Raw genomic sequence first — 17,893 nt, forward strand, 5'->3', positions numbered from 1 at the left:
GAACGAACAGAAGCTCCTCGACTACCTCAAGCGCGCCACCGGCGACCTGCGCGAGGCCCGTGGCCGGGTCCGCGAACTCGAGGACCGCGCGCACGAGCCGATCGCCGTCGTCGGGATGAGCTGCCGGTACCCCGGCGGCGTCACCTCGCCCGAGGAGCTGTGGGCGCTGGTCGACGAGGGCCGCGACGCCGTCAGCGAGTTCCCCGAGGACCGTGGCTGGGACCTTTCGAAGCTCTACGACCCGTCGTTGGCGCCCGGCACGAGTTACGTCCGGCACGGCGGTTTCCTCGACGACGTCGCCGGGTTCGACGCCGCGCTGTTCGACCTCAGTCCGCGCGAAGCCACGGCGATGGACCCGCAGCAGCGCCTGCTGCTCGAAGCCGCGTGGGAGGCGTTCGAGCGGGCCGGTATCGCGCCGGATTCCGTGCGGGGCAGCCGGACCGGCGTGTTCGCCGGCACCAACGGCCAGGACTACGGGCCCCGGCTGCACGAAGCTCCCGCCGACGTCGAAGGGCACCTGCTGACCGGGCTCGCCGCGAGTGTCCTTTCCGGACGGATCGCTTACGCGTTCGGCCTCGAAGGCCCGGCGCTCACGGTGGACACGGCGTGTTCGGCATCGCTGGTCGCGGTGCACCTGGCGATCCGGTCGCTGCGGGCGGGGGAGAGCACGCTCGCGCTGGCGGCCGGCGTGTCGGTGATGAGCACGCCCGGCGGGTTCGTCGAGTTCAGCCGTCAGCGCGGGCTCGCCCCGGACGGCCGCTGCAAGTCCTTCGGCGCCGGCGCGGACGGCACCGGCTGGGCCGAGGGCGTCGGCGTCCTCGTGCTGGAACGCCTGTCGGACGCCGAGGCCAACGGCCACACCGTGCTGGCCGTGCTGGCGGGCTCGGCGGTCAACTCCGACGGCGCGTCCAACGGCCTCACCGCGCCCAGCGGTCCCGCGCAGCAGCGGGTCATCCGGGCGGCGCTGGCCGACGCGCGGCTCGTGCCGTCCGATGTGGACGCGGTCGAGGCGCACGGCACCGGCACCGTGCTCGGCGACCCGATCGAGGCGGGGGCACTGCTCGCGACCTACGGCCAGGACCGGGCGACGCCGCTGTGGCTGGGGTCGCTGAAGTCCAACATCGGGCACGCCCAGGCCGCGGCCGGGATCGGCGGGATCATCAAGACGGTCCTCGCCCTCCGCGCGGGGAAGCTCCCTCGCACGCTGCACGCGGACGAGCGCTCGCCGCACGTCGACTGGACGTCCGGTTCGGTCTCGCTGCTCACGTCGCCTCAGCCGTGGCCCGCGGGGGACCGCCCGCGCCGGGCCGGGGTTTCGTCGTTCGGGGTCAGCGGGACGAACGCGCACGTCATCGTCGAGGAGCGCCCCAAAGTGGCGTTCGGTGCGTCCAGCGCACCCAATGTGGCGTTCGGTGCGTCTGACGCAACCAACGCCACATTGGGGCGCTTGGGGCCGTGGCTGCTGTCGGGCAAGTCGGTCGAGGGGCTGCGGGCGCAGGCCGTCAAGCTGAGCGAGGTCGAACCGAGCGTCGACGTCGCGTTTTCGCTGGCCACGACCCGCGCGCAGCTCGAGCACCGAGCCGTGGTCGTGGGTGACCTGAGCGCCGGGCTGGCCGCGCTGGCCGAGGGGCTGCCCGCCGCCGGGCTCGTCCAGGGCCAGGCCCGTGCCGAGACCAAGCTCGCCTTCCTCTGCACCGGCCAGGGCGCCCAGCGGCCGGGCATGGGCCGCGAGCTGTACGCCGCCTTCCCGGTGTTCGCCGCCGCGTTCGACGCCGTCTGCGCGGAGATCGACGCGCGCTGGGACGGCGCGCCGCCGCTCAAGGACGTCGTCTTCGCCGAGGTCGACACGCTGCTCGACCGCACCGACTACGCGCAGGCCGGGCTGTTCGCGGTCGAGGTCGCGCTGGCCCGGCTCGTCGAGTCGTGGGGCATCCGGCCGGACGTCGTGGCCGGTCACTCGCTCGGCGAGATCACCGCCGCCCACCTGGCCGGGGTGCTCTCGCTCGCCGACGCGGCGACGCTGGTCGCCGCCCGCGGCCGGCTGATGGCGGCGGTGCCCGCGGGCGGGGCCATGGCCGCGATCGAGGCAAGTGAAGCCGAACTCACGCTGACGCCGGACGTCGACCTCGCCGCCGTCAACGGTCCCTCGGCCGTCGTCGTCTCCGGCCCGGAAGACGCCGTCGCGGAAGTCGTGGCGCACTGGGCCGCGCAGGGCCGCCGGACCCGGCGGCTCACGACGAGCCACGCGTTCCACTCCGCCGCGATGGACCCGGTCCTCGAACCGCTGGCGGAGACCGCGCGGGCACTGGACTTCCGGCCGTCGCTCGTGCCGCTGGTGTCCACCCGCACCGGGCAGGTCGCCGACGTGTCCACTGTGGAACACTGGGTCGCCCAGGTCCGGGAGCCGGTCCGGTTCGCCGACGCCGTCGAGACCCTGGCCGGCCAGGAGGTCACGGCCTACCTGGAACTCGGCCCCGACGGCGTGCTCACCGCGATCGCGCGCGGCCTCATCGACGCCGTGACCGCGGTCGCGCTGCGCCCGGACCGCGACGAGGCGGCCACCCTGCTGACGGCGGTCGCGACGCTGCACACCCACGGCGTCCCGGTCGACTGGGCCGCGTTCTTCGCCGGTGCGCGGCGCACCGACCTCCCGACCTACGCCTTCCAGCACGAGCGCTACTGGCTCACCGCGGACGGCCGCGCCCCGGCTCGCGTCCGCCCGGAAGTGCCCGTGCGGGGCGGAAACCTGACCGACCTGGTCCGCGCGCAGGCCGCCGCGGTGCTGGGCCACGCCGAGCCGCTCGACGCCGACCGCGCGTTCGCCGACCTCGGCTTCGACTCGCTGACCGCCGTGGAACTCAGCTCCCGGCTGGGCACGGCGACCGGGCTGACGCTGCCCGCCACGCTCGTCTTCGACCAGCCGACCCCGGCCGCGCTCGCCGCGTGGCTCGCGGGCGAGACGGCCACCGGAGCCGTCACCGCGCACGCCGGTTCGGCCGACCCGATCGTCGTCGTCGGCATGGGCTGCCGCTACCCGGGCGGCGTCGCGTCCCCGGCCCAGTTGTGGGACCTCGTGCTCGGCGGCACCGACGCGATCAGCGCGTTCCCCGCGGATCGCGGCTGGGACGTCGACGGGCTGCACGATCCGGAACCCGGACGGCCGGGCAAGACCTACGTCCGGCACGGCGGTTTCCTCGACGACGCCGCCGGGTTCGACGCCGCGTTCTTCGGGCTCAGCCCCCGCGAAGCCCTGGCGATGGACCCGCAGCAGCGGCTGCTGCTCGAAGTCGCCTGGGAGACGTTCGAGCACGCGGGCATCGACCCGCGCGCGGTCCGGGGCGACGCCGTCGGCGTGTTCGCCGGGACCGCGTCCCAGGACTACGGCCCGCCGCTGCACGAGGCCCCCGAGCAGGTCGGCGGCAACCTCGGCACCGGTACCGCGGCCAGCGTCCTTTCCGGACGGATCGCCTACACCTTCGGCTTCGAGGGCCCGACCCTGACGGTCGACACGGCTTGTTCGTCCTCTTTGGTCGCGCTGCACCTCGCGGCGCAGTCGCTGCGTGCGGGCGAATGCACGCTCGCCCTCGCCGGCGGCGTCACGGTCATGTCCAGCCCCGGCGCGTTCGTCGAGTTCAGCCGGCAGCGCGGGCTCGCCCCGGACGGCCGGATCAAGTCCTTTTCGGACGCCGCGGACGGCACGGCCTGGGCCGAGGGGGCCGGGATGCTGCTGCTGGAACGCCTTTCGGACGCGCGACGGCTCGGGCACCCGGTGCTGGCCGTGGTCGCCGGGTCGGCGGTGAACTCCGACGGCGCGTCCAACGGCTTGACCGCGCCGAACGGGCCATCGCAGCAGCGGGTGATCCGGCAGGCGCTGGCCAACGCCGGACTGTCCGCTTCGGACGTCGATGCCGTCGAGGCCCACGGCACCGGCACGGTGCTGGGTGACCCGATCGAGGCGCAGGCCGTCCTCGCCACCTACGGCCAGGACCGGCCGTCGCCGCTGTGGCTGGGGTCGCTGAAGTCCAACATCGGGCACGCGCAGGCCGCGTCCGGCGTCGGCGGCATCATCAAGATGATCGAGGCGATGCGCCACGGCGTCCTGCCGCGGACGCTGCACCTCGACACACCGTCGTCCAAAGTGGATTGGACGGCGGGTGCGGTCGCGCTGCTGACCGACACCACGCCGTGGCCGGAGACCGACGTCCGGCGCGCCGCCGTTTCGTCGTTCGGCGTCAGCGGCACGAACGCCCACGTGATCCTCGAACAACCGTTGGACGTTCCCCTCCCGGCCGAGTCCGCCGGACCGGCGCCGTGGTTGCTGTCGGCGCGCACCGAAACGGCGTTGCGTGCGCAGGCCGAACGCTTGCTCTCGGTCGACGCCGACCCGGTGGAAGTCGCGCGGGTTCTCGCTTCCGGGCGGACGGCGTTCGCGCACCGCGCGGTTGTCATGCCGGAGGACCGCGCCGCCGGACTTGCTGCGGTCCGCGACGGCCGGGGCGCGATCACCGGGGTCGCCGAACACGGCCGGACGGCGTTCCTGTTCACCGGCCAGGGTTCCCAGCGGGCCGGGATGGGCCGCGAGCTGTACGAGACGTACCCGGTGTTCGCGGCCGCGTTCGACGCCGCGTGTCCCGACCCACGGGTGCGGGAGGTCGTCTTCTCGGGCGGCCCCGAACTCGACGGCACCGAGTACGCGCAGCAGGGCATCTTCGCGGTCGAGGTTGCGCTGGTGCGGCTTCTCGAGACGTGGGGTGTCCGGCCGGACGCCGTGCTGGGCCACTCGGTCGGTGAGATCGCCGCCGCCCACGTCGCCGGGATCTTGACGCTCGAAGACGCGGTCACGCTGGTCGCGGCGCGGGGGCGGTTGATGCAGGCGCTGCCCGAAGGCGGGGTGATGATCGCGGTGCAGGCGTCCGAAGAGGACGTTCTGCCGCTGCCGGACGGCGTGTCGCTGGCCGCGGTCAACGGTCCGGACGCGGTCGTGCTGTCCGGGGAAGCGGCCGCGGTCGCGGAGGTGGCCGCGCGGTTCGCCAAGACCAAGCGGCTCGCCACGAGCCACGCGTTCCACTCGCCGCTGATTGCACCGATGCTGCCGGACTTCCGCGCGACACTGGAAACGCTTTCCCTCGCCGCGCCGGAGTTGCCGTTCATCCCCACCGGTGGGACCGGCCCGGAAACGGCGGATTACTGGGTCGGGCAAGTCGAAGCCACCGTCCGGTTCGCCGACGGGGTCGAGGCCTTGCGTGCCGACGGCGTCACGACGTTCGTCGAGATCGGGCCGGATGCCGTGCTGTCGGCGTTGGTCGAGGGTGCGGTGCCGGTGCTGCGCGCGGCCCGGTCCGAACCGGAGACGCTGCTCACCGCGCTGGCCCGCTTGCACGTCCGTGGCGTAAGTCCACAGTGGACGTCAGTGCTCGGTTCGGCGACCACGCGGGTCGACCTCCCGACGTACCCGTTTGAGCGCGAGCGCTACTGGCTCGCCCCGGGGACACCTCCGGCGGCCGACCCGGCGGGTGCCCGGTTCTGGGCCGCCGTCCGCGACGGCGACGGCACCGGGCTGGCCGAAACCCTCGGCGTCGAGCGCTCCAAAGTGGACGCCGTGCTGCCCGCGCTGGCCCGCTGGCGCGGCGAGGCCGACGGCGGCACCACGGACTGGCGCTACCGCGTGGTCTGGCAGCCGGTCGACACCGCGGCCGCGCTCGAGGGCTGGTGGCTCGCGGTCGTCCCCGAAGGCAGCGACGTGCGGCTACCGGAAGGCGTCACGGTGCTGGAGGTGCCCGCCGGGATCGGCCGCGCGGACCTCGCGGCCCGGCTGCCGGAGACCGACGGCGTGCTGTCGTACCTCACCGACGCCGCCGACGTCCTCGTGCTCGTCCAGGCGCTCGGGGACGCGGGCCGGGAAGCGCCGTTGTGGTGCGTCACGCGCAACGCCGTCCAGGTCGAGCCGGGCGAACCGGTGGACCCCGCCGCGGCCGGGATCTGGGGGCTCGGCCGCGTCGTGGGGCTCGAGCACCCGCGCCGCTGGGGCGGGTGCGTCGACCTCGGCGGCGACGCCGACCTGGTCCTCGGCGGGCTCGAAGACCAGATCGCGGTCCGGCCGTCCGGGGTGTTCGGCCGACGGCTCGTGCGGGCGACCGGGCGGAAGGTCCGCGAGTGGCGCCCGCGCGGCACGGTGCTGATCACCGGCGGCACCGGCGCGCTCGGCGGCCACGTGGCCCGGCGCCTGGCGGCTGACGGCGCCGAGCACCTGGTGCTGACCGGCCGTCGCGGCGTGGCCGCACCCGGGCTCGTCGAGGACCTGACCGCGCTCGGCGCACGGGTGACGGTCCGGGCGTGCGACGTCGCCGACCGGGACGCGCTGGCCGCGCTGCTGGCCGAGTTCCCGCCGTCCGCGGTGCTCCACGCCGCCGGTGCGGCCGACCCCGAGTACCTGGCCGACACGTCCGTGGCCGAGTTCGAGCGGGTCCGCTCGGCGAAGGTGCGGGGCGCGGCCCACCTCGACGAGCTGCTCGGCGACACCCCGCTCGACGCGTTCGTGCTGTTCTCGTCGATCGCGGCCACCTGGGGCAGCGGCGGCCAGGGCGCGTACTCCGCGGCGAACGCGGCGCTCGACGGCGTCGCCGAATCGCGCCGGGCCCGCGGCCTGACCGCGACGTCGATCGCCTGGGGCCCGTGGGCCGGCCCGGGCCTGGCCGAGGGCGAGGCCGGCGTCCAGATGGCGCGCCGCGGGGTGCCCGGCCTGCCGCCCGAGCGAGCGGTCGCGGAGCTGATCGCGGCGGTGGAGCGGGACGAGCCGTCGGTCGTCGTCGCGGACGTCGACTGGACGCGGTTCGTGCCGGCGTTCACCGCCCAGCGCCCGAGCCCCCTGCTCGGCGAGCTGCCGGAAGTCCGCGAGGTGCTAGCGCTCGAGCCGGCGTCCGGCGGCGCGGTCGCGGAGATCCTCGGCACCGCCGCGGGCCCCGAGCTGGACCGGCTGCTGCTCGACATCGTGCGCGGCGAGATCGCCGTGGTGCTCGGGCACGCGACCCCGGAGTCGGTCGACGTCCGCCAGCCGCTGCGCGACCTCGGCCTCGACTCGCTGGCGTCGGTCGAGCTGCGCAACGGCCTGTCCCGCGCGACCGGGCTCAGCCTGCCCAGCACGCTGGTCTTCGACCATCCCACGGCGGAGGCGCTGGCCGCGCACCTGCGCACCCGCGTCGAGCCGGCGACCGACGGTCTCGCCGAGGAGCTGGACCGCCTCGAAGCCGGCCTCACGTCGGCGGGCGCGGAGGACCGCGGCCGGGCTTTGGCCCGGCTGGAGGTGCTGCTCGCCCAGTGGCGCGAGGACCGCGAGTCGATCGCGGAGCGCCTGGACTCGGCCGACGACGACGAGATGTTCCGGCTGCTCGACACCGAATTCGGCATCTCGTGACGGCCGCACCGACCGGCTGCCCCGCCGCCGCGCGCCGACGCGTCCTGAATGAGTCATTCAGGGCGCTGGAGGTCCTGAATGACTCATTCAAGACCGCTGCGGGCGCTTGGTTCCGAGGGCGTTCGGCAGGCGTGGCGTCCCCGAGTCGGCTCGCCCGCCGCTGTCCCGCTGCCGCCGCGGCTGTCCTGAATGAGTCATTCAGGGCGCTGGAGGTCCTGAATGACTCATTCAAGACGTCCGGCCGGCCGCATCCCCCGACCCCCTGTTTCCCGAGGACCACCCATGTCGAGTGAAGACAAGCTCCGCTACTTCCTCAAGCGCGTGACGGCCGACCTGCACGACGTCCGCGCGCGGCTTCGCGAGGCCGAGGAGAAGGCGGGCGAGCCGATCGCGATCGTCGGCACCGCCTGCCGGTATCCCGGTGGGGCGAACACGCCCGAACGGCTGTGGGAGCTGGTCGCCGCGGGGACCGACGCGATCGCCGGCTTCCCCGCCGACCGCGGCTGGGACACCGCGCGGCTCTACCGGCCCGGGGACCCGCAGCCCGGGCACAGCTACGTCCGCGAGGGCGGGTTCCTGCCGGAAGCCGCGGACTTCGACCCCGAGTTCTTCGGGATCTCGCCGCGCGAAGCCGTCGCGATGGACCCGCAGCAGCGGCTGCTGCTCGAAGTCGCGCACGAGGCGTTCGAGCGCGCCGGCCTGCCGGTCGACGGGCTGCGCGGCAGCCGCACCGGCGTGTTCGTCGGGGGCATGGCCCAGATCTCGGGGCCGTCCGAAGAGCAGATCGAAGCCCTGTCCGGCTACCTCCTGACCGGCAGCGCGGCCAGCGTCTTCTCCGGCCGGATCGCCTACACCTTCGGTCTCGAAGGCCCGGCGGTCACCGTGGACACGGCGTGCTCGTCGTCGCTCGTCGCGATGCACCTCGCCGCGCAGGCGTTGCGCGCGGGCGAGTGTTCCCTCGCCCTCGCCGGCGGGGTCACCGTGATGACCACGCCCGAGGGATTCGTCGAGTTCAGCCAGCAGAGCGGGCTCGCCACCGACGGTCGTTGCAAGGCCTTCGCCGAAGCCGCCGACGGCACCGCGTGGGGCGAGGGCGCCGGGATGCTCGTGCTGGAACGGCTTTCCGACGCCCGCCGCCACGGCCACCCGGTGCTCGCGGTGCTGCGCGGCTCCGCGGTCAACTCCGACGGCGCGTCGAACGGCCTCACCGCCCCGAACGGGCCGTCGCAGCAGCGGGTGATCCGGGCAGCGCTGGCGAACGCGCGACTGGCACCATCCGATGTGGACGTCGTCGAGGCGCACGGCACCGGCACGACTCTGGGTGACCCGATCGAGGCCGAGGCGCTGCTGGCGACGTACGGCCAGGACCGGGACCGTCCACTGTGGCTGGGATCGCTGAAGTCCAACATCGGGCACACACAGGCCGCCGCCGGAGTCGGCGGCGTGATCAAGATGATCGAAGCGATGCGCCACGGCGTCCTGCCCCGGACGTTGCACGTCGACGCGCCGTCGTCGCATGTGGACTGGGCGGCCGGGCACGTCCGGCTGCTCACCGAAGCCGTGCCGTGGCCGGAGACCGGTGCGCCGCGGCGGGCCGGGGTGTCGTCGTTCGGGGTCAGTGGCACCAACGCGCACGTGATCATCGAGGCGGTCCCGGCCGAGGCGGACGAGCCGTCGTCGCCGCTGCCCGTGGTGCCGTGGGTGCTGTCGGCCAAGACCGGCCCGGCACTGCGCGACCTCGCATGGGCGTTGCGTTCCTGCGCGGACGACCCGGTCGACGTCGGCCGCGCGCTGGCCACCACGCGGTCGGTGCGCGAACACCGGTCCGTCGTCCTCGACGCCGCCGGACTCGACGCCGTCGCCGACGGTGTGAGCGAGCCCGCCAACCCGGGTGACGTCGTCTTCGTTTTCCCGGGACAGGGTTCGCAGTGGACCGGGATGGGCCGGGAACTCCTCGACGCCTCACCGGTGTTCGCCGCGCGGATGGCCGAGTGCGCCACCGCCTTGTCGCCTTTCGTGGATTGGGACTTGCTGGAGGCCCTCGACGGCGATCTGGAGCGGGTCGACGTCGTGCAGCCGGTGCTGTGGGCGGTGATGGTCTCGCTGGCCGAGGTCTGGCGCTCATACGGCGTCGAGCCTGCAGCCGTGGTGGGTCATTCGCAGGGTGAGATCGCCGCTGCGGTTGTCGCAGGCGGACTGTCCCTTGAGGACGGTGCGCGCGTGGTCGCCCTCCGGAGCAAGGCGATCCTGCGACTGTCCGGACTCGGTGGAATGGTGTCGCTGGCCACGTCGGTGGAGCTGGCCCGTGAGCTGATCGCGCCGTGGGGCGGGCGGATCTCGGTTGCCGCGGTGAACGGCCCGTCGTCGGTCGTGGTGTCCGGTGAGACCGCCGCGCTCGATGAGCTGCTGGCTTCGGTGGACGTGCGGGCGCGGCGGATCGCCGTCGATTACGCGTCTCACTCGGCGCAGGTCGAGTTGCTGGCCGAAGAGCTGGCGTCCGTGCTCGCCGAGGTGAAGCCGCGTTCGGGCCGGATCCCGTTCGTCTCCGCGGTGACCGGGGAAGTCCTGGATACGGCCGGGCTGGACGCGGCCTATTGGTACCGCAACTTGCGGGAACCCGTCCGGTTCGACCAGGCCGTCTCGACCCTGCTCGGTCTGCGGGCGACCGTCTTCGTCGAGTGCAGTGCCCACCCGGTGCTCACCGTCGGCGTCGAGGAGACCATCGACCAGGCCGGGGTGGCCGCCGCCGCGGTCGGCACCCTGCGTCGTGGCGACGGCGGCCTGACCAGGCTCTTCACCTCGCTGGGCGAGGCGTTCGCCCGCGGCGCCGACGTCGACTGGGCCGGGCTGTTCGCCGGTACCGGCACCCGCCGCGTCACCCTGCCCACCTACCCGTTCCAGCGCGACCGCTACTGGTCCGAGCCCGCGGCCCCGCGCCGCCGCACGGCCCTCGACGACCTGCGTTACGAGGTCACCTGGCGGCTCGTCCCCGCTGACAAGTCCACTGTGGATGGCATCTGGGTCGTGTGCGGTCCGGACGACGATCTCGCCGACCGCATCGCCCAGGGCCTCACCCGGCACGGCGCCGAGGTGATCCGCACGACCGAACTCGGTGACACCACTGGTGTTCGAGGCGTCATCGCCGTCGCCCCGGCCGGGCGGACTCCGAGCCACCCGGACGTTCCCGCCGGATTCGCCGCCGCGCTGGCACTGGTTCAAGCCGACGTTCCCTTGTGGATAGTCACCCGCGGCGCGGTCTCGACCGGTGCCGCCGACCCGGTCACCGACCCCGAGCAGGCCCTCGTCTGGGGCCTCGGCCAGGTCGTCCGCCAGGAGCAGCCGAGCCGCTGGGGCGGCGTCGCCGACCTGACCGCCGACGCGGACGACGCCACCGTCGACCTGTTCCTCGGCGCGCTGACCGGCCCCGAAGACGAACTCGCCGTCCGGCCCGACGGTGTCTTCGCCCGCAGGCTGACCCGCCCCGCCGCCACGACCGCCCGGCGCACCTGGCGCCCGGACGGCACCACGCTGATCACCGGCGGCACGGGTGCGCTCGGCGCCCACGTCGCCCGCCGGCTGGCCGCCCAGGGCGCTCCGCACCTGCTGCTCGTCAGCCGCAGCGGCCGCGACGCCGAAGGGGCCGCGGACCTGGAAGCCGAACTGACCGGCCTTGGTGCGCGGGTCACCGTCGCCGCGTGCGACGCCGCCGACCGCGACGCGCTCGGTGCGCTGCTCGGCGCCCTGCCCACGGACGCGCCGCTGCGCGCGGTGGTCCACACCGCCGCCGTGCTCGACGACGCCGTCCTCGACGAACTCACCCTCGACCAGGCTGCCCGCGTGCTGCGGGTCAAGGCCGAGGCGGCGATCGCGCTGCACGAGCTGACCCGGGACCTGGACCTCGACGCGTTCGTGCTGTTCTCGTCCCTCGCCGGCACCTACGGCGGCGCCGGTCAAGGGAACTACGCGCCGGGAAACGCTTTCCTCGACGCGTTCGCGCGCTACCGCCGCGGCCTCGGGCTGCCCGCGACGTCGATCGGCTGGGGGCACTGGGCGGGCGGCGGCATGGCCGACGGCGGCCTCGAGACGCGGCTGCGGCAGCGCGGGGTCCCGCCGATGCCGCCGGAGCTGGCCCTCGACGGCCTGCAGCGCGTCCTCGACCTCGACGACACGGCCGTCGTCGTCGCCGACGTCGACTGGACGGCCGCGCAGGACCCCGGCCGGCTGCTCGCCGACCTGCTCCCGCGTACCGGCAACGAGACCGTCGAACCCGGCTTGGCGGGCCTGGCGCCGGCGGAGCGGGACCGGCGGCTGCTCGAGATCGTGCGCACGCAGATCGCCGCCGTGCTCGGGTTCGCCGAGCCGGACCGGATCGACCCGGCCCGCGCCCTGCGTGACCTCGGGTTCGACTCGCTGACCGCGGTGGAGCTGCGCAACAAGCTCGGCGCCGCGGTCGGCCTGAAGCTGCCCGCCACGCTCGTCTTCGACCACCCGAGCCCGGCCGCGCTGGTCAGCCACCTCGCGTCGCACTTCGGTGCCGCGGTGACGAGCGCGGACGTCGTCGAGCGCGGTGCGGCCGACGAGCCGATCGCGATCGTGGCGATGAGCTGCCGGTTCCCCGGTGGTGTCGGTTCGCCGGAAGACCTGTGGGAACTCCTGGCCGCCGGCCGGGACACGGTCGCGCCGTTCCCGGCCGACCGCGGCTGGGACGTCGACGCCGTGTACGACCCCGATCCCGAGACCCCGGGCCGGTCCTACGTCCGGCATGGGTCCTTTGTGGACGACGTGACCGGCTTCGACGCCGCGTTCTTCGGGATCAGCCCGCGCGAGGCCCTCGCGATGGACCCGCAGCAGCGGATGCTCCTGGAGACGGCGTGGGAGGCGTTCGAACGCGCCGGGATCGACCCGGCGTCGTTGCGCGGCAGCCGGGTCGGCGTGTTCGCCGGCACCAACGGCCAGGACTACAGCACCCTGCTGATGAACGCCCGCGACCAGGTCGAGGGCTACCTCGGGACCGGCAGTTCGGCGAGCGTCTTCTCCGGCCGCGTCGCGTACGCGCTGGGGCTGGAGGGCCCGGCGGTCACCGTGGACACGGCGTGTTCGTCGTCGCTGGTGGCGCTGCACCTGGCGGCGCAGGCACTGCGTTCGGGCGAGTGCTCGCTGGCGCTGGCCGGCGGGGTGACGGTGATGTCCACGCCGATCGGGTTCGTCGAGTTCTCACGGCAGCGCGGCCTGGCCGCCGACGGCCGCTGCAAGCCGTTCGCGGCGGCCGCCGACGGCACGGCGTGGGGCGAAGGCGCCGGAATCCTGCTGGTGGAACGGCTTTCCGACGCCCAGCGGCTCGGCCACCCCGTGCTCGCCGTGCTGCGCGGTTCCGCGGTGAACTCCGACGGCGCGTCGAACGGCCTGACCGCGCCGAACGGGCCGTCGCAGCAGCGGGTGATCCGGGCGGCACTGGCTGCCGCGGGCCTGACAGCGTCCGATGTGGACGCCGTCGAGGCGCATGGGACCGGCACCCGGCTGGGAGACCCCATTGAGGCACAGGCACTTCTGGCTACCTATGGACAAGATCGGGCGAAGCCGGTGTGGCTCGGTTCGGTGAAGTCGAACCTCGGGCACACGCAGGCTGCCGCCGGGGTTGCCGGGGTGATCAAGGTCGTCGAGGCGCTGCGGAACGGGATGCTGCCGCGGACGTTGCACGTCGATTCGCCGTCGTCCCAAGTGGACTGGTCGGCCGGTTCGGTGCGGCTGCTGACCGAGTCCGTTGCCTGGCCCGCCGGGGATCGGGTGCGGCGGGCGGGGGTTTCGTCGTTCGGGATCAGTGGGACCAACGCGCACATCGTGCTGGAGGAGTCTCCCGTTGCGGCGGCGCCGGCCGAGACGTTCTCCGGGAGCGTGGTGCCGTGGCTGGTTTCCGCGCGAACCGAGGAGGGGTTGCGGGCGCAGGCCGGTCGGCTGCTGGAATTCCTCGAGACCGGGCCTGCTCTCGTCGGGACCGCGCGGACGCTGGCCACGGGCCGGGCGTCGCTCGAGTGCCGTGCCGTCGTGCTCGCCGCCGATCTCGACGGGTTCCGTCGTGGGCTGACCGGGCTTGCCGAGGGACGCACTGTCGCTGAGGTGGTCCGGCCCGGACTGGGCGGCAAGGTCGCTTTCCTGTTCTCCGGTCAGGGTTCGCAGCGCGTCGGGATGGGGCAGGAGCTGTATGCGGCTTTCCCCGTCTACGCGGCCGCTTTCGATGCGGTGTGCGAGTTGTTGGATCCGCGGCTTCGGGATTTCCTCGGCTCGTCCGAGACCGAGTTCGCGCAGCAGGGCATCTTCGCGGTGGAAGTGGCGTTGTTCCGGCTCCTGGAGTCGTGGGGTGTCCGGCCGGATGCTGTAGTCGGGCATTCGGTGGGGGAGATCGCGGCGGCGCACGTCGCCGGGATTCTGTCTTTGGAAGACGCTTGCGCGCTGGTCTCGGCGCGGGGTCGGCTGATGCAGGCGTTGCCTTCGGGTGGCGCGATGATCGCGGTCCAGGCGTCCGAAGTGGACATCGAGCTGCCTTCCGGTGTTTCCCTGGCGGCGGTGAACGGGCGGGATTCGGTGGTGCTGTCCGGTGTGGAATCCTCGGTGACCGAGTATGCGGCGAAGTTTGCGAAGACGAAGCGGCTTAAAACGAGTCACGCGTTCCATTCGGCGTTGATGGAGCCGATGCTGGCGGAGTTCGCGGCGGCGATCGACGGTCTCGTGTGCGCTGAGCCGTCGATTCCTTTTGTGTCCACTGTGGATGAGTCTGTGCCTTCGCCGGAGTACTGGGTGCGGCAGGTGCGGGAGCCGGTCCGGTTCGCCGATGCTGTCGAGCGGCTGCGGGCTTCGGGTGTCACCGGGTTCGTCGAGCTGGGTCCGGACGCCGTGCTGACGCCGATGGTCGAAGGGGCGATCCCCACCCTCGCCGCCGGGCGGCTGGAAGAGGCCGGTGTCCTGGCCGCGGTGGCGCACCTCGCCGTCGACTGGGCGCGGGTGCTCGGCCCCGGTCCGGTGCGCACGGACCTGCCGACGTACGCGTTCCAGCACGAGCGGTTCTGGCTGGACGCGGCCGACGAACCCGATGCGCTCAGGCACCCCCTGCTCAGCGCGGCGGTGGAGCTGCCTGAATCCGGCGGCCACGTGCTGACCGGTGTTCTGTCGACGCGGAAGTCGCCGTGGCTGGCCGGCCACGCGGTGCACGGCACGGTCATCCTGCCTGGCACGGCGTTCGTCGAGCTTGCCCTCCGTGCGGGCGCCGAGGCCGGGTGCGAAACCTTGGAGGAGCTGACGATCGCGGCGCCGTTGACGCTGACGGAACCGGCCCGCGTCCAGGTGACGATCGGCGCGGCCGACTCCGGCCGGAGGACGGTGACCGTCCATTCGCAACGCGACTCCGGCGAGTGGACGCGGCACGCGACCGGCGTCCTGTCCGACGCGGCGGTGGTGGCTGAGGACCTCGGCGAGTGGCCGCCTGATGCGTCCGAAGTGGACGTAACGGACCTGTACCAGGGCTTCGAGGACCGCGGGTTTGCTTATGGACCGTCGTTCCGGGGCCTGCGGGCGGCGTGGGTCCACGAGGATTCGGTGTTCGCCGAGGTGGCGTTGCCCGCTGCTGACCACGACGCGGCGGGCCGGTTCGGCCTGCATCCGGCTCTGCTGGACGCCGCGTTGCACGGCTTGGGGCTGGGCGGCCTCCTCCCCGACGACGGCCAGGGTCGCCTCCCGTTCACGTGGTCCGGTGTGGCCCGCCACAGCTCGGGTGCGGCGTCGCTTCGCGTTCGGTTGACGCCGATCGAGCCGGGCACGGTTTCGCTGACCGTCGCCGATGGCGAGGGTCGGCCGGTCCTCACAGTGGCATCGCTGGTGCTGCGTCCGGTGCTTCCGCAGGTCAGTGACGCGATGTTCCGGCTGGAGTGGCGTGAAGCCGAGCCGGGTGCTGCCGCGGTTTCGTCGGTGTTCCTGCCGGTCGAGGCCGGTGACGTCCGCACGACGACGGCTCAGGTGCTCGCGGCGATCCGGTCGTGGCTGTCGGACGATCGCGACGGCGAGCTGGTGTTCGTGACCCGCGGAGCAGTGGCAGCAGCCGACGGCGACGAGGTGCCGAACCCCGCCGCGGCGGCGGCTTGGGGCCTGGTCCGCGTGGCGCGCTCGGAACACCCGGGCCGGTTCCGCCTGGTGGACCTGGACGACGGTTCGCCGGCGCCGCTGCTGCCGGAGGGCGAGCCGGAACTGGCGGTGCGGGCGGGCCGAATCCTGGTGCCCCGCATCGCACGCGGCACGGCGGGCGGGCTCGAGCTGCCGCAGGGTGACTGGCAGCTGGAGGTGACGGAGCCAGGCACGGTGGACGGCATCGCGGCCAGCTCTGAACAGGCGGCACCGCTCGGCCCAGGCGAAGTGCGCGTAGCCGTCCGGGCCGCGGGGATCAACTTCCGCGACCTCCTCAACGTCCTGGGCCGCTACCCCGGCGGCCCCGTCCCCCTCGGCCAGGAAGCCGCGGGCGTCGTCACCGACACCGGCGAAGGCGTCACGCTCGCCCCCGGCGACCGCGTCTTCGGACTCTTCCCCGGCACCTTCGCCGCCCACGCGACCACCGACCACCGCCTCCTCAAGCCGGTCCCCGCCGGCTGGACGTTCGCGCAAGCCGCGACCACGCCCGTCGCCTTCCTCACCGCCTACTACGGGCTCGTCGAGCTGGCCGAACTCAAGCCCGGTGAGTCCGTGCTCGTCCACGCGGCCGCCGGTGGGGTCGGGATGGCCGCCGTTCAGCTCGCGCGGTACCTCGGGGCCGAGGTGTACGGCACCGCGAGCCCCGGCAAGCACGCCGCCGTCGATATCGATCCCGCCCACCTCGCCTCCTCGCGCACCCTCGAGTTCGCCGAGCGCTTCCCCCGCGTGGACGTTGTCCTCAACTCGCTGACCGGGGAGTTCATCGACGCCTCCCAGAAGCTCCTCGCCGACGGCGGCCGGTTCCTCGAGATGGGCAAGACCGACCTCCGCGAGGCGCCCGGCTACCGGGCCTTCGACCTCGCCGAAGCCGGGGCTGATCGGCTCGGACGGATGTTCACCGAGGTCCTCGACCTCTTCGCGGCCGGTCACCTGCGGCCGCTGCCGGTGCGGGCGTGGGACATCCGGCACGCACCGGACGCCCTGCGCTACCTGAGCCAGGCCAAGCACGTCGGGAAGCTCGCCCTGACCGTCCCGCGGGCCCTCGATCCGGACGGCACCGTCCTGATCACCGGCGGCACCGGCGCGCTCGGGGCCGCGCTGGCCCGGCACCTCGTCCGCAACGGCGCGAAGCACGTCGTCCTCGCGAGCCGACGGGGGATCGAGGCGCCCGGGGCCAAGGAACTCGAAGCCGAGCTGCCCGAGGTGACGGTCGCCACCTGCGACGTCGCTGATCGGGAGGCCGTGGCCGAGCTGGTCAAGAGGCTGCCGCTCACCGCGGTCGTGCACGCCGCCGGGGTGCTGGCCGACGCCACCGTCGACCGGCTCACAGAGGACGATCTCGCCGAAGTCCTGGCGCCCAAGGCCGACGGGGCGCGGCACCTGCACGAGCTGACCCGCGACGCCGACCTCGCCGCCTTCGTGCTGTTCTCCTCGGTCTCCGGGCTCGCGGGCACCGCCGGGCAGGGCGCGTACGCGGCTGCCAACGCCTATCTCGACGCGCTGGCCGCACACCGCCGGGCCGAAGGGCTACCGGGTACGTCGATCGCTTGGGGTGCTTGGGAAACCGGGATGGCCGGTGAACTCACCGAAGCCGACCGGGCCCGGATGAGCCGGTCCGGATTGCTGCCGCTGTCCACTGAGGACGGGATGGGGCTCTTCGACGCGGCGGTCGGGGACGCGGCGAGCCTGCTCGTCCCGATGAGGCTCGACCCGGCGGCCCTGCGCGGCGACGACGTCCCGGCGCTGCTGCGCGGGCTCGTCCGGGCTCGGCCGCAGCGCCCGGCGGCGCCTTCCGACGCCGCCGGGCTGGTGCGGCGGCTGGGCGGGCGGACGCCGGCCGAGCAGGACGGGATCGTGCTCGACCTGGTGCGTGAGGCGATGGCCGCCGTGCTCGGGCACGCCGACGCCACCGGCGTCGACCCCGGGCGCGGGTTCCTGGAGGTCGGCTTCGACTCGCTGACCGCGGTCGAGCTGCGCAACCGGCTCGCCACCGCGACCGGGCTGCGGCTGCCCTCGACGCTGGTGTTCGACCACGCTTCACCCGCCGAGCTCGCGGCACACCTGCGCGGCGAACTCACCGGCACCGAGCCGGACGCGGACCGGCTGCTGTCCGAAGTGGACAGCCTGGAAACGCGCCTGCTGGCCGCCGAATTGGACGACGCCGCGCGGGCGGCCGTGCACGGCAGGCTCCAGACGTTGCTGGCCAAGTGGTCCGGCACCGCGGGAGCCGCCACCGTCCCGGACAGCCTCGCCACGGCGTCCGCGGACGACCTCTTCGACTTCATCGACAACGCACTGGGGAGCTGACGGTGT

The 17,893-nt window shown here is 73.7% G+C and carries 1 protein-coding gene and 1 pseudogene; both read left to right on the forward strand.

The window, feature by feature from the left end:
* Position 1: 1 nt before the first annotated feature.
* Positions 2–7,174 (forward strand): annotated as a pseudogene (locus tag H4696_RS44050) (type I polyketide synthase); the annotation flags it as partial.
* Between the two features lie 486 nt (positions 7,175–7,660).
* Positions 7,661–17,887: an SDR family NAD(P)-dependent oxidoreductase gene (locus tag H4696_RS44055; RefSeq protein WP_476693092.1), complete on the forward strand. Its 10,227-nt coding sequence runs from the start codon at positions 7,661–7,663 to the stop codon at positions 17,885–17,887.
* Positions 17,888–17,893 lie beyond the last annotated feature (6 nt).

The sequence above is a fragment of the Amycolatopsis lexingtonensis genome, from assembly GCF_014873755.1.
GTDB classification, from domain to species: Bacteria; Actinomycetota; Actinomycetes; order Mycobacteriales; family Pseudonocardiaceae; genus Amycolatopsis; species Amycolatopsis lexingtonensis.